General features: G+C 60.0%; 16 protein-coding genes. 9 read left to right on the forward strand and 7 right to left on the reverse strand.

Annotated elements, in window-relative coordinates:
* Window positions 1-161: 161 nt before the first annotated feature.
* The 9 genes from AC2FNU_RS05050 (at window position 162) to AC2FNU_RS05090 (ending at window position 14,619) form a co-directional block, all read left to right on the forward strand.
* Window positions 162-1,091, forward strand: coding sequence for a DUF2493 domain-containing protein (locus AC2FNU_RS05050; protein ID WP_496785612.1), 930 nt, complete (start codon window positions 162-164; stop codon window positions 1,089-1,091).
* 133 nt (window positions 1,092-1,224) lie between these two features.
* Window positions 1,225-2,241 (forward strand): nucleotidyltransferase family protein, encoded by a 1,017-nt coding sequence (locus AC2FNU_RS05055; RefSeq protein WP_496785614.1) that lies wholly within the window; start codon window positions 1,225-1,227, stop codon window positions 2,239-2,241.
* 111 nt (window positions 2,242-2,352) lie between these two features.
* On the forward strand, window positions 2,353-2,535 hold the full coding sequence (locus AC2FNU_RS05060) for a hypothetical protein (RefSeq protein WP_496785619.1): 183 nt from the start codon (window positions 2,353-2,355) through the stop codon (window positions 2,533-2,535).
* Between the two features lie 201 nt (window positions 2,536-2,736).
* Complete coding sequence (locus tag AC2FNU_RS05065) at window positions 2,737-2,943, forward strand: hypothetical protein (RefSeq protein WP_007120662.1); 207 nt, start codon at window positions 2,737-2,739, stop codon at window positions 2,941-2,943.
* Between the two features lie 562 nt (window positions 2,944-3,505).
* On the forward strand, window positions 3,506-4,099 hold the full coding sequence (locus AC2FNU_RS05070; protein WP_496785626.1) for a transposase: 594 nt from the start codon (window positions 3,506-3,508) through the stop codon (window positions 4,097-4,099).
* Window positions 4,086-6,419: a relaxase/mobilization nuclease domain-containing protein gene (locus AC2FNU_RS05075; RefSeq protein ID WP_496785629.1), complete on the forward strand. Its 2,334-nt coding sequence runs from the start codon at window positions 4,086-4,088 to the stop codon at window positions 6,417-6,419. The genes AC2FNU_RS05070 and AC2FNU_RS05075 overlap by 14 nt, the downstream gene beginning before the upstream one ends.
* A gap of 8 nt (window positions 6,420-6,427) precedes the next feature.
* Window positions 6,428-8,431 (forward strand): type IV secretory system conjugative DNA transfer family protein, encoded by a 2,004-nt coding sequence (locus AC2FNU_RS05080; protein WP_496785693.1) that lies wholly within the window; start codon window positions 6,428-6,430, stop codon window positions 8,429-8,431.
* 102 nt (window positions 8,432-8,533) lie between these two features.
* Window positions 8,534-12,619, forward strand: a complete 4,086-nt coding sequence (locus AC2FNU_RS05085) for an Eco57I restriction-modification methylase domain-containing protein (RefSeq protein WP_496785633.1) — start codon at window positions 8,534-8,536, stop codon at window positions 12,617-12,619.
* On the forward strand, window positions 12,616-14,619 hold the full coding sequence (locus AC2FNU_RS05090) for an ATP-binding protein (RefSeq protein WP_496785636.1): 2,004 nt from the start codon (window positions 12,616-12,618) through the stop codon (window positions 14,617-14,619). Before AC2FNU_RS05085 ends, AC2FNU_RS05090 begins: the two co-directional genes overlap by 4 nt.
* Before the next feature lie 56 nt (window positions 14,620-14,675).
* Here the strand turns inward: AC2FNU_RS05090 and AC2FNU_RS05095 are convergent, their stop codons facing one another.
* From AC2FNU_RS05095 to AC2FNU_RS05125, 7 genes are read right to left on the reverse strand one after another with little or no spacing between them, the layout of a single operon-like run.
* Window positions 14,676-15,752, reverse strand: a complete 1,077-nt coding sequence (locus AC2FNU_RS05095; RefSeq protein ID WP_496785638.1) for a TrbL/VirB6 family protein — start codon at window positions 15,750-15,752, stop codon at window positions 14,676-14,678.
* A gap of 12 nt (window positions 15,753-15,764) precedes the next feature.
* Window positions 15,765-16,178 (reverse strand): hypothetical protein, encoded by a 414-nt coding sequence (locus tag AC2FNU_RS05100; RefSeq protein ID WP_496785642.1) that lies wholly within the window; start codon window positions 16,176-16,178, stop codon window positions 15,765-15,767.
* The gene (locus tag AC2FNU_RS05105; protein ID WP_496785645.1) at window positions 16,175-16,369 is read right to left on the reverse strand and encodes a DUF4177 domain-containing protein; all 195 of its coding nucleotides are present in this window, start codon (window positions 16,367-16,369) and stop codon (window positions 16,175-16,177) included. Before AC2FNU_RS05105 ends, AC2FNU_RS05100 begins: the two co-directional genes overlap by 4 nt.
* A complete protein-coding gene (locus AC2FNU_RS05110) occupies window positions 16,366-17,352 on the reverse strand; it encodes an ATPase, T2SS/T4P/T4SS family (RefSeq protein WP_496785647.1) in 987 nt (328 codons plus the stop codon). Before AC2FNU_RS05110 ends, AC2FNU_RS05105 begins: the two co-directional genes overlap by 4 nt.
* 4 nt (window positions 17,353-17,356) lie before the next feature.
* Window positions 17,357-18,736 carry a TraB/TrbI/VirB10 family type IV secretion system protein gene (locus AC2FNU_RS05115; RefSeq protein WP_496785648.1) on the reverse strand — a complete coding sequence of 460 codons (1,380 nt, stop codon included), beginning with the start codon at window positions 18,734-18,736 and terminating at the stop codon, window positions 17,357-17,359.
* The gene (locus AC2FNU_RS05120) at window positions 18,733-19,428 is read right to left on the reverse strand and encodes a TrbG/VirB9 family P-type conjugative transfer protein (protein WP_496785695.1); all 696 of its coding nucleotides are present in this window, start codon (window positions 19,426-19,428) and stop codon (window positions 18,733-18,735) included. The genes AC2FNU_RS05115 and AC2FNU_RS05120 overlap by 4 nt, the downstream gene beginning before the upstream one ends.
* A gap of 5 nt (window positions 19,429-19,433) precedes the next feature.
* Window positions 19,434-20,087 (reverse strand): VirB8 family type IV secretion system protein, encoded by a 654-nt coding sequence (locus AC2FNU_RS05125; RefSeq protein ID WP_496785650.1) that lies wholly within the window; start codon window positions 20,085-20,087, stop codon window positions 19,434-19,436.
* Window positions 20,088-20,101: the final 14 nt, after the last annotated feature.

Consider the following 20,101-nt stretch of genomic DNA (forward strand, 5'->3'; position numbering starts at 1 on the left):
CGTGAGCGCGCGCATGTGTCGTCTGCTGCGCGCAGAAAACTTTTGCGCCCGGCAAGCCGGCGGCTGCGCCGTCCCTGACCCGGGCAGATTCGGAAACCAGGCATTCGGCCATGCCCCCACACTCACGTGGTGGCTCCTCAACTGAATACTGGAGACCAGACATGGCTTACGACACCGCAAACACCTACGAGACCATTGAGCTTTTCGGACTGACCGAGAAGGACGCACAGTTGCCTATCCCGGAAGATCACATCCTGACCGACCACATCATCCGCGAGAGTTTCGAGGCTCTGCTCGGTCCGCTGCGCGCGACCGGGCTGGAGGCAGAAATCGAACCACTCGCGCACGGGTTCGCGACGATCCTGCAGCGCCGCAAGGTGGCGCTTGGCAAGGAGGTCGACCGCACCGCCGACAAGATCGGCGCGCTGGCAAAATCCCACGATGGATCGGAGATCGCCGAGACCGCGCTCGAAGAGGCGCAGGCGCGCTTTCTGCAGCTGCGCGAGATCGTCGGGGCCATCGAGGTGATGAGCGAGGCAGCGGCGGAATGCTACGAGATCGAGACGGGCCACGCCTTCATCCCGGCATCCGGGTCGCGCGCAAGCGTCCGGGCGCAAGAGACAGGCGCGGTTTTCGAGGCGCGGCAACTGCTGGAGCAGCACGACCGTGAAACCGCCGAGAAATCGAAAGTCGAGGGGGTGCCTCTGATCGTCTCGGGTGCCACCGACTGGACCGATGTCGATGTGATCTTCAACACGCTCGACAAGGTTCGCGAACGGATCAAGCAGAACCGGAACCAGGAGATCTTCCTCTGCCACAAGGGTGGCAAGCACGGGGCGGAGATGATCGCGGCTCGGTGGGCCCGGGCACGCGGGATAGCGCAGGCGCGCTTCGATCCGCGCTGGTCCGCGCACGGGCGGGCGGCACCGTTCAAATGCAATGACGAAATGCTGGACGACAAGTTCGCGGCGACGGGGGTTGTGCTCTTTGGAGGCAACGGAGTCGCGCTGAACCTCGGGCAGAAGGCGGAAGCGAAAGGCCTGACGGTCATGCGGGTTGCCGACCCGGCGAAGAAGACCGCGGAGACGTGAACATAGAGGGTCGCCTTCGGGCGGCCCTTTCGTGGTTTCTCAGGGATGTGTAGGTGCCCTCAGTTCCTTTTGCCTAGCAATTTTATGTTTTGATAGGTATATGCGTGCCAAGCAAAAATTGGAAATGATTGGCATGACACCCCTCAGCAGCATCGCGATGAGCGCCTATACCGATCTGGTGCGTCTCCTGAAGGACGACGCCTTGTCCGGGATCGAAGGCAAGCCCACGCTCAAGGAACGCGGCAACAAGGCCTATTGGTACGCCGCGCGACGCGTCGGAACCGAGATGCAGTTCACCTATATCGGCGAAGACAGCGACGAGACGCGCGCGCGCATCGACCGGATCGAAGAGCTCCGCGCAACGGCCAAAGATCGGCAGGCGGAACGGTCGCGGCTCGTTCGACTTTTGCGGGCGGAAGGCATGACACCGACCGACCGGGCGACCGGTTCCATCCTGTCGGCCATGGCCGCAGCCGGAACCTTCCGTTTGGGTGGCACCATCGTCGGAACCAATGCATTTCGCCTCTATGAAGGCGAGCTTGGTATCCGTCTGCCAATTGGCGGTATGGCCAATACTGGCGACATCGACATCGCGCAGTTCGAGAAGCTCAGCGTTGCGTTGCAGGATCAGGTCGACCCGGGTCTTGCCGAGACGTTCTCAGCGCTCAAATTTGATCCTCTGCCAGCTCTTGACCAAGGTCGGACATGGCGATGGGCCCAGGGTGGCAGCGGCCAGTTGGTCGAGTTTCTCACACCGGCGTTCGGAGATGAGACCATCCGTGATCTGCCAGCATTGGGCGTGAACGCCCAAGGATTGAACTATCTCAACTTCCTGATCGCTGAGCCGATCCACGCGGCGGCGATCTATAGATCCGGCGTTCTGGTGCAGGTGCCCCGCCCGGAGCGTTATGCAGTCCACAAACTGATCATTGCCGACCGGCGCCGCGATGGGGCAGGGAGCCTGAAATCCGCGAAGGACCGCGAGCAGGCGGCTTTCCTTATCGAAGCGATGGCCGAGGACCGGCCCGATGATCTGGCTCGGGCCTATGCCACCGCAATGGAGGTTGGGCCGCGCTGGCGGGAGCATATTGGGAACTCACTGAAGCGGATGCCTGAGACCATGGTGATGCTCGACAGCTTGGGCGCGTGATCGCGGCAACATAATCGCATTAATCGGTGGCCTGCAGCGGCCAGCACCGTCATCCCCATTCCATCGAGCCGTCGACACTAGGCCCATCCGCATCGGGTCTGGTGGTAGGCTATGCGCGCGTCATGCGAATCTACGACAGCTCTAGACAAGGGCGATGGCGACGACGCGCTTGAGGCAGAAGACCTGCACAACCCTCGGGTGGTGTTTCGGAACATCGCATCCACGCGGGCGGGCGTCATCAGCACCCCGGCCAGGTTCGGCAGGACGTGGACGCGGATGGTGGCGACTGCGTGATGGCAAGGGGCATCCGGGTCACTCCTTTTTTGCTCATTGATGTGGATCGCACGGGGTCGGCCCAATCGTGCCCTGCGCTTCGCTCCGGCAAGCACAAATACGGCTTCCACGGCAGGGCCGCGGACCCTCCGCATTTGCGCTTGCGACCGGTCCTCTTGCCCCCGTGCTGGGTGATCCTCATCGCAACAAGGAGTAACCCAAATGACCAACCACTACGTCGCCACCGTCCCCGTCAAGTTCACCGATACCGATGGCCAGGAGCGCACCCGCTTTCAACGCGTGGGTGCGATGTTCCGCAACACCCGCAACGGGGATGGATCGGAGTTCTTCAGCCTCAAGCTCGACTTCCCGGTCGCGGTCTCGGAGCTGGTGATGTTTCCGCCGAGCGCGAAGGATCCCCAGGACTAAATCCCCTGACGAGGATGGGCCGCCCCAGGACGATCTTGGGGCGGCCCGATCCCTGTTCCAGGGATGCCGTCACCGGCGCGGGTGATCGCCTACAGCGACCTGCTCTTGGTGCCGGTCGCTGCGCGCTCAAAGGACGATCGTCGCTCGGAATGATCAGGCCGCGACAGACCGGCCAGTCAGCCTCAAGGGGACCATCCGCAAAAACCTATCGGCCAGGGCCTCCCGGTTTTTGCGGCAGAGATTTGGCGGAGCCAAATCTGGCCCTCCTTGACCCTGCCTGTCCGCCCTGTCGGTGGGGTTTGCGCCCGCCCGCGGTTCCGTCCGAACACATGCGTGTTCGGCCAGACCTCGGGCGGTGCTGGGGACGGGGGCCCATGTGACAAGTGGGTTTCTTGATGGCGAGGGGGCAGGCCCGCGCCCCTGCGGGACGCGGGGGAAGCGGACACCAAGGCTGCCTGAGGTTGAATGCGACGTAAGTATATAATTGACAGTTTGTTATATTATCGTAAGGTGGGGTCAGCCTTGGTGGAAGGTGGCAGGAAATAGGGGGTCTTTCTTCCGCATGTCCCGAACAAAACGCCTGACAGAGATCGAGAAGATGCAGATCGTCCGCGAGGCCGCGGAGGGTGTGTCGACATCTGAGCTGGCTGAGCGTTTCGAGGTCACATCGCGGGCGGTGCGCTACGTTCTGAAGGCCGATGCCGAGCGTCAGATGGATGCCGCGATCCCGGTCTCGGCGGTCAGTGTGAAGGTCACGGCGGCGGAGCTCGCGGCGCTCGACGCGGTGTTGGAGAAGGCGGGGATCAACAGCCGGGCCGAGGGGCTGCGGCGGCTCATTCAGGCGGCAGGCGGGGTGTTCGTTCCGGACGCGCAGATGGCAGCAGAGATGGCGCGCTACCGCGCTTCACTGCACGAGGTCGGCAATGGGGTCACGCAAATCGCCAAGCAGATGACGCAGGCCAACCGGCGGGGGCAGGGGGCCGTGGGGGGCACGAGTGCCGAGTTCACCGAATTGCGCCTTGCCCAGATGCGCGGGTTGGCGCGGTTCATTCTGGATTCTGCTGACGAGATCGATCTGCTTCTGCGCCGCCGTCGGGACGCGATGCAGCTGCAGGCCACGGCCGCGCTGAGGGAGTTTGCCCATGCGGCTGAATGATGCCGTCCATGCCGTCACGGGCGAGGTCTTCTGGGATGGCTGGAGCCGCATTAGGGGCTCGATGCAGGGGCTGCATGTCGCCAAGCAGAGCCAGCTTGTACGCGCGGCGGCGGGGCACCGCCCTGCGGTCTTCAAGGCGATCCGGGGCGGGGGGACGCATACGAAATCGCAGCTGATGAACCAGCTCGATTACCTCACCACCAAGTCCACCCATATCGTGGACAGTAGCGGGTTCCTCGATGGCAAGACGAAGCTCGAGGCGAAGGACATAAAGGACCTCACCGAGCGCTTTGCCAAGCGGTGGGATGCGGGCTTCAAACCCAAGCTTGGTCAGACCACTCACATGCTCATGTCCTTCCCCATCGGCACGCGGGGCGAGGATGTGCGCGACATCGCGACGGATGTGGCTGAGCGGTTCTTCCAGACGGATGCGGGGCATTTCGACTACATCATCGCGGTGCATGAGGACCGCGATCATCCCCATGCGCATCTGGTGCTGAACCGCCGCTCGCAGGAAGGTGAGTTCTTCTTCCTCGGGCGCAACCATCGGTTCAACTATGACTATTTCCGCCTCGCCATGGTCGAGGAGGCGGAGAAGTATGGTGTGCGCCTGGAGGCCACGCGCCGGGTGGATCGCGGGGTTGTGCATTACCCCGCCCGGACCCGCGAGGTCTATGCGGCGAAAGAAGAGGGGCGCGCACCCCGCGAGCGGGAACGCGTGGGGCAGGACCTGACCCGGACGCTCGCGGAGATCGCCAACACCAGAACCGTCTACCATTCGCTTGCCGCGGAGGCTTCGCGCGAGGCCCGCGAGGATATTGCCGCAGCCCTCTTCCGCGCGGGCGAGGTGCTGGTGCGGGGCGGGCAGGTGGACCGAACAGGAGATGTCTATATGGCCGAGGATCAAAGCTTCGAGGATCTGAGAAGCCTCTATGCGGAGAAGCTGGCGCGGGTGCAGGGCATGATTGCCGAGAAGCCCGATGCGGAACGTCCAGTGCTGGAAAAACGCCTCATCGAGATACAGGCGCAGGTCCAGCACATGCAGCCTCTCGGTTTGCGATCATCCACGCTGTCAGAGACACCCTCGGATGGTGGGATCTATTCCGAGGCGAACATCGACACCAACCAGCTTGAGCGTTTGGCCGAGCCCGACCTGAGAGCGCGCATTGACGCGGCGCTGCGGGGCACCGGGATCAGCACATCGGAAGTGGTGGCCCGGATCGAGACCGGGGCGTCAAATGCAGCGCTTGAGCATCAATGGATCGCAGATGATCTCTCCAAGGTGGCTGAGGCGCGCGATCTGAACCTCGAACGCCGTGCCGATTTGGAACAGGCGCGCGACATTCTCAACGATGTGCATGTCGAGCTTGGCACGCTTCTGGAACGGGAACAGGTGCTGCGCCGGGATGGCATCATGGAAGCGGAACCGATCAGCGAGCGGTTCCACTATCAGGAGGACGCAGTGCGGGCGATGGAAGGGACAATCCGTCAGGAGATGCGCGCCGAGGGTCTGACAACGGTGCAGATCGAGGACCGGGATTGGGAGGTGGTCTCACGGGCAGAGCGCCGGATCGAGATGGAGCAGCGCGCGTATCTCGAGGCACACCCGGACCTGCTCGCACGCCCTGGTGATGTGATCGACCGGACTGAGCCCTACAGGGAGACCATCACCGATGCGGCCCGCGCCAGCGAGATCACCCGCGAGGTCGACCGGATCATGGAGGCACGCGATGTCCGCACGCCTGTTGCAGATGCTGTCGCAGATGATTTGCGCGCGCGATATCCGGACATGCCGTCCCACCTCGCCCGCGGGCTTGGCGCGACCTATGCGGCCGTCGCCGAGATCCGCGACATGGAGGCCATCAATCAGGTCCGCCGCGAAACCGAGATGCGCGACGGGCTCGGGTCTGGCACGCGCGACGCACTCCTCGCAGCCCGCGGTGAAACTGCGCCGCAGTCTGACCGTGCCGACCGCCTTGCAGACGAGATTGCGCGTGTTCTGGACCATGAGCGGGCCGGGGAATTGTCCGCGCCCTTCGAGACCGAGGCGGAGCGGGACGCCTTCCGCGGCGAGATCGCGCGGGTGCTTGATAACCGTCAACTTGAGCGGCTCACATCCGGCGATGCCGAAGCACTGGAAAAGGTTCTCGAGGACCGTCTCGACCGGCTTTATGTCGCCAAGGTCTACCTGCAATCCGATGCAGCGACGGCCAACACCGAAGCCTTGCGCCAGGTGGTCGATGATCTGGCCGACGCCGAATACGAAAAACACCGCGCGACAGACGTGGATGGCGAGACCGAGCGGGGCCAGGTCCATTGAGCGCCGCCATGGGAAAAGCGCGGATCGCGACCGGCGTTTTGCTGGTAACGCTGGTGACCGGGGCCATGGGCTATACGATCGCCTCGGCGGTGCTGACCTACCAGGATCTCGGCTTCGGGGCCGAGATCGACTTTGCCTATATCGCGCAAAACTATCTGGCGATCCTGGACCGCCGCCCGGAGGACGCCCAACTTATTCACCTGATCATCGGCAGCTTCGCCGCCGCCGGCCTCATGCTGAGCCTCGCCCTGTCGGGATCCGCCCTGACACGCTTTGGCCAGACCCATTGGCAGAGTGCGCGCGAGATGAAGGCCAACGGGTTCTTCGGGGCGCCCGGCACCGGGTTCATCCTCGGCAAGCTGGGGCCGCCGGGCTCTCGCGCCAATTACATCTGCTCGAAGGTTTTCCCCCATGCGCTGATTGTGGCGCCCACGGGCCGCGGCAAGACCACGGGCTTTGTCATTCCGAACCTGCTGACCTGGCAAGGCTCCGCCGTGACGCTCGATGTGAAGGGCGAGTGTTTCGAGGCCACGGCCCGCCACCGTGCAGCCCAAGGCGATAAGGTCTATCGCTTTGCCCCCACCGATTGGGAGGGCAAGCGCACAAATCGCTACAACCCGCTCCTGCGCATCTATCAACTGAAGGACCCCGCGCGCCAGCAAATGGAATTGCAGCTCCTGGCGACGCTCTTCCTGCAAAGCGACAACGACCGGGTGCAGGGCCTCCTCAAAGGCGGGATCGATCTCTTCGTGGCAGCAGGGCTGTTGGCCTTCCAGCGCAAGCGTCCGACCTTGGGCGAGATCTACCGCATCGCGGCCTCGGGCGGGAACAAGCAGAAGGAGTATTTCGCGCGGGGTCACGAGGTCGACAACAGGGCCGCTAAATTGATCTTTACCCGGCTGGCCTCGACCAACAACGATACGCTGACCTCCTATGTCTCGCTTCTGATGACCTCGGGGCTCGATCAATGGCAGAACCCGGCCATCGATGAAGCGACGGCAGTCTCGGACTTTGATTTCCGGACGATCCGCAAGAAGCCCTTTTCGGTCTATCTCGTGGTCCAGCCCCTCATGGTGAAACCGCTCGCTCCACTGATCCGCCTCTTCTTCTCCGATCTTCTCTCCGCCATGCAGGAAAAAGACCCCGGGCCCGACGAGCCCTGGCCGGTGATGATCATGCTCGATGAGTTCAACCGCCTCGGCAAGATGCCCATCGTGGTCGAGAGCATCGAAACCCTGCGGACTTATCGCGGCCATTTGGCCGTGGTCACGCAAACGATCCCCGCCCTCGATGAAATCTATGGCGAAAATACCCGCCGCGCTCTGCAGGGTAATGCTGGCGTAAAGCTCTACCTGACGCCGTCTGATGAGAAGACAGTCGAGGAGCTGAGCAAGGCGGTCGGCAAGACCACCAAGACCGTGGTCACGCGCTCGCAGTCTATCGGCAAGAACCCCTTTGAGGGCCGCAGCCAATCCACACGGACCGAAGAAAGTTCGTTGCTCCCTGAAGATGAGGTGCGCCGCCTGCCTCTCGACGAGATCGTCATGGTGATCGATGCGCAGATGCCTGTCCGTGCAAAGCGGATCCAGTACTTCGACGATCGGCTGTTTAAGGCGATCCATGATGCGCAAACGGGGGAGTTGCCGTTTCCGGAGCCGGGGGGAGATGGGGCACAGGGCACGCTACCGCTGAGTATGCGCGCCATGCCGATGACACCGCCATCGAACGGACCAAGCGGACCCGAAGCCGATGTTGAGGCAGCACGCCAGGCCGCTGATGGTCAACCGTCAGGCCAACCCGACGCCGTCTCAAAGAAGACCGCGCCAGTTGTTCAGGCCGTCATCGCTGAGGAACAGCGACAGATGGAGATGGATTTTGTGGGAGACGAGCCGTCTGATAGTCTGGCAAAGGCGGAAACTGACGCGCAGTTACAAACCGCTTTGGATGGCCTAGATGATCTTCGGTCCACGATGGCCAATCGGTCGGAAGCTGGACATGTCGAGCAACCATAGGCTCTTCAACAGCGACTTGTTCGATGTTTGCCTGCCTCACATTTGTGCTGCATCGCTTATCGGGAATTGATACCTTACCAAAAAACAAGAGGAAATCTCGATTTGAGCAGTGAAATCGCAAGCCAGGGCAGCCTATTTACATCAGACTTTCTGACCGAAACCATTCAGGGAGTTTCGGAGTGGAACACCCTTGGCGATGATGATCTCGACCAGTTCGGCGCTTCTCTTCGATCGGTCTTTGAAAACTTCCCGATTTCCCAGACCCCCAACGAAAGTCAGACCGAAGATGATCTGATCTGGCCAATCCTCGAAGCACTCGGCTGGACGCAATCCCTTCGCCAGCAAAATCTATCACCGCGCGGTCGCGAAGATGTGCCCGATGGTCTGCTCTTTGATAGCTCCGAGGCGAAGGCCAAAGCGAACGGCTTTCCGGAAGAGTGGAAACGCTACGAGTTCGGCCAAGCTGTGGTCGAATCCAAGAGATGGGCACGTCCCCTCGATCGCCGCTCCGGCCGGCGCGGGGAAGAAACCGCCCCATCAACCCAGATGCTCCGCTACTTGCGCCGCATCGACGATGTCACCAATGGCGCACTGCGTTGGGGCATTCTGACCAACGGCTCGAAGTGGCGGCTATATTTCTCGGGCGCGCGATCGGTATCCGAGCAGTTTTTCGAGCTCGACATCGCCGCGATCCTGGACTTGCCAGGGCACAATGACGGACTTTTCGCGCTCAATGAGGCTGATCGCCGCCACTGGCTGAAGGTCTTCTACCTTGTGTTTTGCCGCGAGGCATTCGTGCCTGCAGGTGCTGATCCGCGCACCTTCCATGAAAAAGCCCTCGAAGAAGGCAAGTTCTACGAAGAGCGCGTTGCCGAAGACCTCTCAAACAAGGTTTTCGGGGAGGTGTTTCCCGATCTGGTGCGCGCCATTGTCAAGGCTGCGCCCGAAGGTGATCTTCAAGAGGTGCGCGAAGCCGCACTGATCCTGCTCTATCGCCTCTTGTTCATCCTCTATGCCGAAGACCGCGACCTCTTGCCGGTCAAGGACACGCGCTATGACGATTATGGGCTGCGCAACAAGGTGCGCCTTGATATCAAAGAACGCAAAGACAATAACGACGTCTTCTCGGATACGGCCGCGCGCTATTGGGGAGCGATGGCCGATCTATTCCTGGCGATCGATCAAGGTGACGCGTCGATAGGCTTGCCGCCCTACAATGGCGGTCTGTTTGACCAGGAGCGCCATGCGATCCTAACCAATATCCGTATCCCCGATGCGGTCATGGCCCGTGTGATCGACGCACTTTCCTTCGAGGTCACGCCGGAGGGGCGCAAATATATCAACTATCGCAACCTCTCGGTGCAGCAGCTTGGTTCGATCTATGAGCGGCTCCTCGAATACGAGGTGACGCGCGACGGCGAAGACATAACCGTTCAGCCCAACATTTTCGCGCGCAAGGGGTCGGGCAGCTATTATACGCCCGATGACTTGGTGCAGCTCATCCTCACTGAGACCCTTGAGCCGCTTGTTGAAGAGCGAAAACGTGCCTTCAAAGACAAGATCGAAGAGCTAGGGCATGGGGATCTGCCAGATCATCGCAAGATCGGGCAGCTTAAGCGCCTCGATCCCGCGACCGCGCTTCTTGACCTCAAAATCTGTGACCCGGCTATGGGCTCAGGCCATTTTCTCGTAAGTCTGGTGGACTTTATGGCCGATCAGGTGATTGCAGCAATGGCAGAGGCCGAGCTCGATGCGCCCGAGGAATGGGGGGATTACATTTCCCCGCTTGGCGAGAGGATCGATACGATCCGCAACACCATCCTCGCCAACGCAGACGAACGGAATTGGACAATCGACGAGGAGCAACTCGACGACCGGCACATCATTCGCCGGATGGTCCTAAAGCGCTGCATCTACGGCGTCGATAAGAACCCGATGGCGGTCGAACTCGCGAAGGTGGCTCTGTGGCTGCACACCTTCACCGTGGGCGCACCGCTGTCTTTCCTTGATCACCATTTGCGGTGTGGGGACAGCCTTTTCGGCTCATGGGTCAAAAACGGAATCGACAAAGCTGAAACATACGGCACACCGCTCCTTCTGCACGAGCCCATCAGACGGGCTTTGCGGGCGGCCTCAAAGATGCAGATCGTTGAAGGGCTGACTGACGCTGAAATCGCCGAGGCGCATCGTTCGGCCGACGTGTTTGCCGAGGTGCAGGAGATGACAGCGCCCCTCGACGCTCTATTGAAATTTATCCACGCGCTGGAATGGATCGGCGTCAAAGACAAGGCAGCAAAAGCCGCGTTGAAAGTCTTTTTCGACGGGCAATTTGGTGATCCTTTGGCCATTGCCATGGGCAAACGCGATCCCCGGATCAAACGTGATGCCGACCAACGGTTTGCTGAAATACTCGAAGAAGCGCGAACTTTGATTGCCGAAGAAAACTTCCTTAATTGGCAAGTTGCTTTCCCTGGAATCTGGTCTGATTGGGAAGATGACCTGCTGAATGGTGGGTTCGACGCAATCGTTGGCAACCCACCTTGGGACAGGATCAAGCTTCAGCAAGTCGAGTGGTTCGCCGCGCGCCGTCCGGAGATAGCGAGGGTTCAACGTGCCTCTGACCGGAAAGCTCTGATCGCCGATCTGCAGAAAGCTGGCGACCCACTCGCATCGGAGTTCGAGAAAGCGAATGCCCGCGCAGAAACAACCAGCCGGATGGCGAGAAAGGGAGGAGATTACCCTCTCCTTTCCGGTGGCGACACGAATTTCAACTCACTGTTTGTCGAAAGAGCGCGAAAGATAATCGCCCCTGGCGGCATCGTCGGGCTGCTGATCCCATCTGGCATCGCCACGGAAACCAGCTCGCAGGAGTTCTTTTCGCAGCTGATCGAAGGGCATGCCGCGTCTTGCTATTTCGACTTCTTCAACAAGCGGGCCTCTGGACCCCTCTTTTTCCCAGACGTCTACTACCGCTTCAAGCTCAGCGTCCTTGTCTTCTCGGGAGGGGACAAGACTTTCGATCAATGCCGCTTTGCTACTTTTGTTCGGGATATCGCCGAACTGAAGGACCCCCGCAAAGTGTTCAGCATGGGTGTCGATCACTTCAAGCACGTCAATCCGAACTCGAAGACCGCACCGGTTTATCGAGCTACCCGGGACCGGGAAATCTCGACTGAGATCTATGACAGGTTTCCGGTGCTTGTGGATCGCTCGTCGGGCGATGAAGTCAAAGCCTGGCCCGTCAAATATGTTCGCATGTATGACATGGCCAACTCTTCGGACCAGTTTCGGACCGCCAAGGAGCTGCAGGAAAAGGAAGGCGCTTGGCCAGAAAGCGGCGGTGTCTGGGGCAGTTCACAGGGAACGTGGGTGCCGCTTTACGAAGGCAAGATGGTCCAAGCGTTCGATCATCGCGCGTCCGGCATTACGACTGTCGACGCGAACCTCCATCGGAGCGGACAGGGAGCCGCAACCACAGACGAGCAAAGGCATGATCCGAACCATGTTATTGCACCGCGCTACTTTGTACTCGATCCCGGCGACCTGCGCGTTGAGTTGGCGATTAAGGATGTCACATCCACGACGAATGCCCGGTCCCTGATTTCCTGCATCATCCCGCCGTTCGGTGCCGGACACACCCTTCCAATCTTGCGGATCGAAATCGAAGACGCAAAAAAACGTGCAGAAGCCCAAGCCATACTGGCGGCATCGCTTAACAGCACCATGGTCGACTTCGTTGCCAGGACCAAGATCCTGAGCAACCACGCAAGCTGGTACATTCTGGAACAGCTTCCGATGATCCCACCCGCAGAGTTTCAATCGACGCGATTTGGCAGCAAGTCCGCGTCGCAGATCGTGTGTGAAACCGTATTGGAGCTGACCTACACCTCCCACGATATGGAACCGTTTGCGCGCGATCTGGGCCACATCGATGATGCAGGGGCAGTCCGCCCCCCGTTTGGCTGGGATGAAAACAGACGTGCAATGCTGCGCGCCAAGCTCGACGCGCTGTTCTTCATTCTATACGGCCTCACCGATCGTGACGATGTCCGCTATGTCTTCTCGACCTTCCCGATCGTTGAACGACAAGAGGAAGACGCCTTCGGTGAGTTTCGAAGCCGCGAGCTTTGTCTTGCCTGGATGAACGCGCTCGCCGCCGGAAACCCCGACGCGGAGATCAGGCTATGAGCAACGTCAACGTCAAACGCGCCGTCGAGAACATTCGATCCGGAACAAACGTCTACACCCCGCTAGTCGAAACCATCGTGAACGCGATCCAGGCCATCGAAGCCACATCCATCGAGAAAGGCCGCATCGATATCCTCGTGAGACGGTCGAACCAACAGGAACTTGAAGGCGGCCAGCCGCCCGTTGAGAGTTTCACAGTCATCGACAACGGTATCGGCTTCAATGACGAGAACAGGGATTCATTCGACACCCTGTACTCCGACCACAAGATTGCGCAGGGCGGAAAGGGATTTGGACGCTTCACCTGTTTGAAATACTTCGACGACTTGCTTATCGAGAGTGTTTTCCAACACGAAGAGGGACGGAAAAAGCGCGTCTTCAAAATGGGCAAGCAAACCGACATCATTGTCAATGAAAGCATTGAAGAATGCCCTGACGGCGACATCGGTTCGCGTGTCACCATGCGCAAGGTCAAGCGAGCGTTTCCCGACAAGAAGGTCAAGACAATAGCTCGCACACTGGTGGAGCGGCTTCTGCCGTACTTCATCGACGCCGACTATCAGTGTCCAGAGATCGGGATTTCCGAGGAAGACGGAACAGGTCGGATCATCCTTAACGATTTTGTCAGCAACCAGCTGGCTGCGATGATCAAGGAGATCCCGCTTCAAGATGGTAGGATCGTTCTGGGATCTGGGGACAAAGAGCAGACGTTCCAAGTTCGCGTGTTCAAGCTTTACTCGCCGCGAAATCAGAAGAGCAAGATCAGCTTGGTTGCAGACCGCCGAGAGGTCACAGACACGGCAATCCATAGCTTCGTGCCAGAATTCGTTGATGAATTTTTTGAAGAGGGATCATCTGAAGGCGAAGAACCGGATCGCAACTACATCGTCAAGGCGTATGTCTTCGGCCCGTATCTCGATGCCAACGTATCGCTCGAGCGTGGCGGTTTCGATTTCCCAAAAGGCGAAGACCTGCTTCATCCTATCTCACAGGCCGAAATCGAGCAGGCAGCAGCGTACATCGCACGCGACGCCCTTGGTGACACAATCACCGCGAGACAGGAGAAAAAACGCACACAGGTGCGCAGCTACGTCGAAGATTCTGCGCCTTGGCACCGGACAATCGCGGAAGACATCGACCTGTCGTCCATGCCCTACAATCCCACGCCTGAACAGATTGAGACGGTATTTCAGAGGGAGAAGTTCTCTCAGGAAGTCGCCATCAGGCAGCAAGTTGATAAGATGCTCAGTGAAACGGACGCAGCTGGGCTCAAAGATGGACTGCCCAAGATACTGGATCAGATATCAAGGACCAGCCGAAACGACCTGATCCACTATATTGCACTACGAAAGCATGTGCTCACTCTCTTCGGAAGAAGCTTTGAGCTCACGGATGAACAAAAGTATCCATCCGAAGGCACCGTCCATGACATCATCTTCCCTCGAAAAGGCGATTCCGCGGCCACGGCCTACGATGATCACAACCTCTGGATCATAGACGAGCGCCTTAATTTCACGTTTTTTGTGCACTCAGACAAACCCTTGGACGGAGGAACGTCTGAGCGTCCTGACATCCTCGTGTTCGACAAGCCGGTATTGTTCCGGGGCGATAACGAGGCGAGCAATCCGATCACCGTTTTCGAGTTCAAAAAGCCTGGGCGCGATGATTTCGCGAACCCGTCGTCGAAAGAAGACCCGGTCCAGCAGATCGTTCGATACGTGAACAGCATTAAAAAAGGGAAGTTCAAGACTCCGAAAGGACGCCCAATTCAAGTCGCTGAAAACACCCCATTTTATGGCTACGTTATGTGTGAAATCACAGAGAAGGTCAAAGAATGGCTGAAAATGGAAAAAGACTTCACTCCCATGCCGGACGGCGGGGGATGGTTCAAATGGTTCGGCAACAACAATCTCTACATGGAGGTTTTGAGTTGGGACAAAGTCCTGCGCGATGCCGAGATGCGGAATCGCGTGTTTTTCCACAAACTTGGTATCAACTGAATGTTGAGGTTTCTCGAACTTGGGAACTGCCCAAACAAGCACCTACCCTAGAGAATTCAACGCCGGCCCAACCTTCCTAGTCTCGCCAGTTGCGCCAGCATTTGAGACCCGGCCCCCGGTGACCCTGTGCCACCTGCCTGACCTGTCTGCCCCATCCCCTGCCGCACTGGCATCTGCTGCACTCCGAAGAATTGCCGCGCTCTTAGCGCTGCATATTCCACCCCACTTGCCCCGCCGATCAAGTAGCGATTGTAGGCCTGCTGGCTGCCCATTGCGGCGCGGGCGAAGCTGTAACCGCCTCCAAGACCGCCGGAGAGGGCGGGCATCATGATGTTGCCGGAGATTGCGCGGACGATGAATGGCGTTGCGATAATGAAGCCCTTGGCCATGAGGACCATCATGAAGAAGGGGATGAGTGCGCCTATATTTGAGGCCCCTTCCGGGTCGCCAAGTTCACCAATGAGTGCTGATGATACACCTGTGATCGTCGCGAACACACCTGCGACGACGATGGGGTAGAGCGCGAAGGAAACCAGCGCCGACAGCCAGCGCGCGAAGTAATCTTTGGTCACCTCGAAAAGGGTCAGGAAGATCATCACCGGAGCAATCCCGATCAGAAGTGCGATCATCAGGCGCGAGGCAACGAGGATGAAGGCGGCCAGCCCGCCGAGGATCGAGAGCAAGAGGACCCCGACAATGTCGAGCATGGCGCCAGCCATCCAGTTCAGCTCGGACCCGGCAGCGTTCAGATAGTCCCCTAGATCCGCGATCAGCCGGTCGAATTCTTCCGCGAAGGTCCCAGAAGGGCCGGGGGTACCGCCACCGACCGAGGCGACAAGCGCGCCCGCAATACTGTCGATGCCATCCAGGATAGCGGCGGAAAGCGCGTTGAACTGCACCCAATTAGTGGAGAATATCCCGATCAGTCCGATCTTGACCGCGAGCCAGAAGGCCGTGCGGCCATCCATCGCTTTGTACTGGTAGATCATGTTCAGGAAGACGAGGATCACCACGAGCGTAGTGCCCAAAACCAGAAGTGTTCCGACCGTTGCCGCAACCGATCCGAACTGGGTTTCTGCGGCGGTGTCGAGATAGCCCTGGGAGGTTTCAACGAAGTAGGTGACGACGCTCATAGCGGGGCTGCCTTACCAATTGCCCGCGGCTTTGCAGATGGCTTCGGCCTCAAGGCGAACGTCGTTGGCGCGCCGGTTATATGCCTCGGATGCTTCCAACATTTTCCAACGTTCGTCACTGGCGTAGCGCTCATGAAACACCCCCTCAGCCGCGTCCCAAGAGGGGAACCGGGTCTCGCAATCGCAGTTGCCGCTCTCGACGATGCGCTCGAGGTTTTGGGCGCGGTAGATGTCTTGGACCAACACGCGCTGATAGGCTTGGCGCAGGGGGATTTCCTGCATCCAGCTGGGCTCAGCGGGCCGGTCCGGACAGACGTTGAAGCTGTGATCAAGGGTCGGCACTAGATTGCGCTCGGCGAAGGCGGGGACAGCCAGTAGGCTCAGGGCCATCCCGGTCAAAGCAACGGTTAGCCGTGTCAGCCTCATGCCGTGGCTCCGGTTGTGGTGGTTTCGCGCTTCAGAAAGACCGTGTGCCCGACATTCGCGAATTCCGACGAGCTGATCGACACGACCTCCCAGCCATCTGCGCCTTTCGCATTCAGGGTGTTCTTCATATCGGAAAGGCTGGTCTTTCGGGTCATGGGGAAGCTGAGGATGTCATATTCAAAGGTCTTCATTGGGAAGCTCCGATCTCATTGGCGCCGGGGAGGTAGAATTCGGTGATGCCGCGCCTGCCGTCGTGGCGACCGGCCTGGATGATCACGTCGATGGAATTCTCGATGTATTGGATCATGTCGGCATAGGTCATCGGGATCTCGGTCTTGAGCGCGGCGATGGCCAGACGCTGTACGGCCAATTGCGGGGTTTCGGCATGAAGGGTGGTCATGGACCCGCCATGGCCCGTGTTGATGGCTTCGAGGAAGGTCATGGCCTCCTTGCCGCGCACCTCGCCGAGGATGATCCGGTCGGGGCGCATCCGCAGCGTTGCTGTGAGCAGCACATCGGCCGTCTGGAACTCCGCGTCGCGATTGGCAATCAGTGTTACGGCATTGGGCTGGGTCGGCAGAAGCTCGGCGGCTTCCTCGATGGTGACGATGCGTTCCTCTGATGGCACATGAGAGAGGATCTTCCGCGCGGCGACGGTCTTGCCGGTGGAGGTGCCGCCCGAGACGATCATGTTAAGCTTGTTGTCGACGCAAAAGGCCAGCGCATCGTCGATCACTCCCGCGGCCACCACTTCGCGCAGTTCGCGGGTTTTCTCGAGGCGGAGTTCTTCTAGCTTGCGTTCCTTGCCATAGAGGAAATCGAGCGCGATCCCGTCGAGCGGCAGGCTTGAAAAGAACCGAAGGCTGATCGACATCGCCGTTAGCACGGCGGGTGGTGTGATCACCTGAGCCCGGATCGGACGGTCCTTGTAGGTGATTGAAACCGAGACGATCGGGCGGTCTTTGCTCATCGTGGTGTTTGCGGAAGAGGCGATCTGGTTGCCGAGGTCCTTCACTTCTGTTGCGTTCAGCTTTTGATCCAGCTTTCGCATGAAGTGATCGCCCTGGAATTCTCCCCAGCAGGTGCCGTCAGGGTTGATGCAGATCTCGATGACATCGTCACGTGCGGCGGCGTCAATCCGGTCGAGCGAGGTCTGGAGATAACTCAGCGACATGGGCTCAGAATATCTCCAGATCGCGGTCGACCATCACCGTGACGCGGGCCCCCTGGTCGACATAGATAACGGGGCCGATCGAGAGGTAGTCGCCGATCACGCTGTCCGTGGCATCGGCGAGATCATCGCCCACGTCTTCGAGCACATCCGCGGTGGTCTCGTCCTGCACGTTTGCAGCTGCAGCACTTGGCGCTGCGGAGATCAGAGAAATTAGCGCTGCCGAGCCAAAGCGCTCATCAAAGCGGGTATCGACAAAGCCGGTCACGCCGGAGCGGCCCAGTTCATCACCCCCGAAGGAGCTGATCTGGATGGTTTGATTGTCAGGCAGGATGATCCGGTCCCAGGCGATGGTGACCCGGCGCTGCGCGATATCGACGCCAGAGCGATAGCGCCCGATGAGACGGGAGCCGCGCGGGATCAGGAGGCGCGAGCCATCGAAACTGTAGACATCTTCGGAGACCACGGCCCGGGTCTGGCCGGGCAGGGAGCTGTCGAGGGCGGTTTCCATGACGGCTTGGATCATCGTGCCCTGGATGATGGTGTTGGACGGGTTTGCGATGACCTCAGCTTGCGTGACCGTGGTGGGCAGCGCGCCATTCAGCACGAAATCCGTCACCTCGCCAAAAGTGCGCTCGGTCAGGGCCGTCTCATTCGCGCCTGAGGTGCCACCAAAGGCGATGGTGGGCGAGGTGATGCGGCGCTCCTGAAACGCACGCTCCTCGGCCGCGCGGCGTTCAAGTTCCGCGAGCCGCCTTGCTTCTTCCTCGCGGCGGAGACGTTCCTCTTCCCGCGCGCGCAGCTCGTCCTCGGTAGGGCCGATGGGTGCGGGAAGGGGGCGGTTGGCTTCGAGCTGCGCAAGTTCGAGGTCCATGCGGAGTTGCTCCAGCTGGCGATCCCGGGCTGTGAGCTCATCGCGAAACTGTTGCTGCGCGGCTTCAGACGCCGTTTGCAGAGCCGCGATCTGGGCTGTCAGCGCGTCGATGGCGTCGGCTGCTGCGGTATCTTCCTGGACCACCGGCTCGGGGGTGTTGCGCAATTCCTCGATCTGGGCCTGAAGGGCTGCGAGCTGGGCGAGAAGTTCTGCATTGGGTTCCACCGGTTCCGGCGCGACCAGAACCACCTCTGGCTCACGCGGGGGCAGGGTTTCGATGGCGCCGAACCCGTCGCCTTCGTTTTGGAATACGTCCGGTGTGGCCGTTGGCAGGGCTTCTTCTTCCTCGGGTTGGGAAAGGAGATAGAGCAATGCACCTCCCGCGCCGATCACGAGGACGACGACCAAAGCGAGCAGCGGTGAGCGCCGTGGGGCAGGGGGCGAACTTGCGCCCTTGCCTTGTTCGAGGGCAGCGAGGCGTTTCTCAAGTTCTGCGTTTCCAGTATCGCTCAAGAGCCTACCCCCGCAGGTGGTGTGGCCTCGATACAGACCGCCTCTTCCCCGATCCGCAGCACCCATTGCCGGTTCACGCCTGAAACCCGGATCACGCCGTCCTCGGTGGCTTGCGTGTTGACTGTCCGTTCCCGGCCATTGGCGTGACGGAAGATCGCTGGCACCGGTGCGTTCCGCGGAAATTCGAAATACGTGAAGGTTCCGTCATCCCAGACGCGGGTCGGGGTGAACTCGGTGCGCGCGCTGGCACCGTAATTGTAGTTCGGCGCTTGGGCGGCGATGGCACGCGTCGGACGTGTATTGTCCTCGGGGTAGCGGAACTGGATCACGTAAAAGGTCGGGCTGCGGGTTTCCTGGACGTTGAAGTAGTAGCTGCGGCGGTTGGTATAGACGGTCACATTGGTATGCACGCCGCGCGCGACGGGCTTGATCGCGAAGGCTTGGCCACCCGGGACACCGTCGATCTCAAACCCTTCCATGTCGCCTGCGATGATTGAGCGGATGCTTTCGCCCTCGCCGAACTCGATGGTGGTGACGTGGGTGAGCGAGACATTCAGACGATAGACTTGGCCTTCCTGGTAGGTGGCCAGCCGCACCCGATTGTCATTGGGCCCACCGCGCGGGATGGCTTCGGCTGCGACCAAACCCGGCAGCAAAACGATAAGGACAACAACTGCAATTCGTACGAGCAACAAGATCAGTTCTCCAATCTGTCGGAGCGGATGGAATATTCGAGGACCGTGAAGCCGAAGGGGTTGGTCCAGACCTCGTCGATTGAGCGGCGGGTTTCCGGGCGGAACTCGAAAAGCAGCGTGGCGGTGAAGAGCCCGGTCTGAACCCCATTGATGGACGTCAGGCGCTTGCGCAGGCGGACCGTGGCGCGGTTGGTGCCGATCCGGTTGATGCTGAGAATTTCCACATCGAGCCGGGCATTGGGGCCGTAAACTGTCGGTGGGTAGTTCTCATTGGCGCTGTTCCAGATCTGGCGCAGCCCGCTCTCGGCGGCCCCGTCAGAGCGGCGCAGAACGCTGCGGATGCGCAGATCGTTATCGAGCTGATTGTAGACCTCGCGATCGGTCACATAGCGAAAGACCTCCGCCTCGATGATCGCCTGGTTGGCTGTGACCGAAGTCGCGCCCACTGAAGCCTCGGGCAGGGCAAAGCCGGTGGCGGGATCATAGGGTACGACCACGGGTGGCGGATCGACATCGAGGATCGCGACAGCCGCCGCGCTCAGGCATCCGAGGATGCCGAAGATCAGACCGATGAGCCCAAGGCGTTGCCAGAGCCGTTCGCGGCGCAGGGCACCATAGACCAGCTCTTCTTCGATGATTTCCTGTTCACTCACCACGCGTCACACCCCTG

It is taken from the genome of Ruegeria sp. BHSB064 (assembly GCF_059613205.1).

Coding starts and splice junctions, on each gene's coding strand:
- AC2FNU_RS05050 (WP_496785612.1), top strand. CDS start 162: ATGGCTTACGACACCGCAAACACCTACGAGACCATTGAGCTTTTCGGA.
- AC2FNU_RS05055 (WP_496785614.1), top strand. CDS start 1,225: ATGACACCCCTCAGCAGCATCGCGATGAGCGCCTATACCGATCTGGTG.
- AC2FNU_RS05060 (WP_496785619.1), top strand. CDS start 2,353: ATGCGCGCGTCATGCGAATCTACGACAGCTCTAGACAAGGGCGATGGC.
- AC2FNU_RS05065 (WP_007120662.1), top strand. CDS start 2,737: ATGACCAACCACTACGTCGCCACCGTCCCCGTCAAGTTCACCGATACC.
- AC2FNU_RS05070 (WP_496785626.1), top strand. CDS start 3,506: ATGTCCCGAACAAAACGCCTGACAGAGATCGAGAAGATGCAGATCGTC.
- AC2FNU_RS05075 (WP_496785629.1), top strand. CDS start 4,086: ATGCGGCTGAATGATGCCGTCCATGCCGTCACGGGCGAGGTCTTCTGG.
- AC2FNU_RS05080 (WP_496785693.1), top strand. CDS start 6,428: ATGGGAAAAGCGCGGATCGCGACCGGCGTTTTGCTGGTAACGCTGGTG.
- AC2FNU_RS05090 (WP_496785636.1), top strand. CDS start 12,616: ATGAGCAACGTCAACGTCAAACGCGCCGTCGAGAACATTCGATCCGGA.
- AC2FNU_RS05095 (WP_496785638.1), bottom strand. CDS start 15,752: ATGAGCGTCGTCACCTACTTCGTTGAAACCTCCCAGGGCTATCTCGAC.
- AC2FNU_RS05100 (WP_496785642.1), bottom strand. CDS start 16,178: ATGAGGCTGACACGGCTAACCGTTGCTTTGACCGGGATGGCCCTGAGC.
- AC2FNU_RS05105 (WP_496785645.1), bottom strand. CDS start 16,369: ATGAAGACCTTTGAATATGACATCCTCAGCTTCCCCATGACCCGAAAG.
- AC2FNU_RS05110 (WP_496785647.1), bottom strand. CDS start 17,352: ATGTCGCTGAGTTATCTCCAGACCTCGCTCGACCGGATTGACGCCGCC.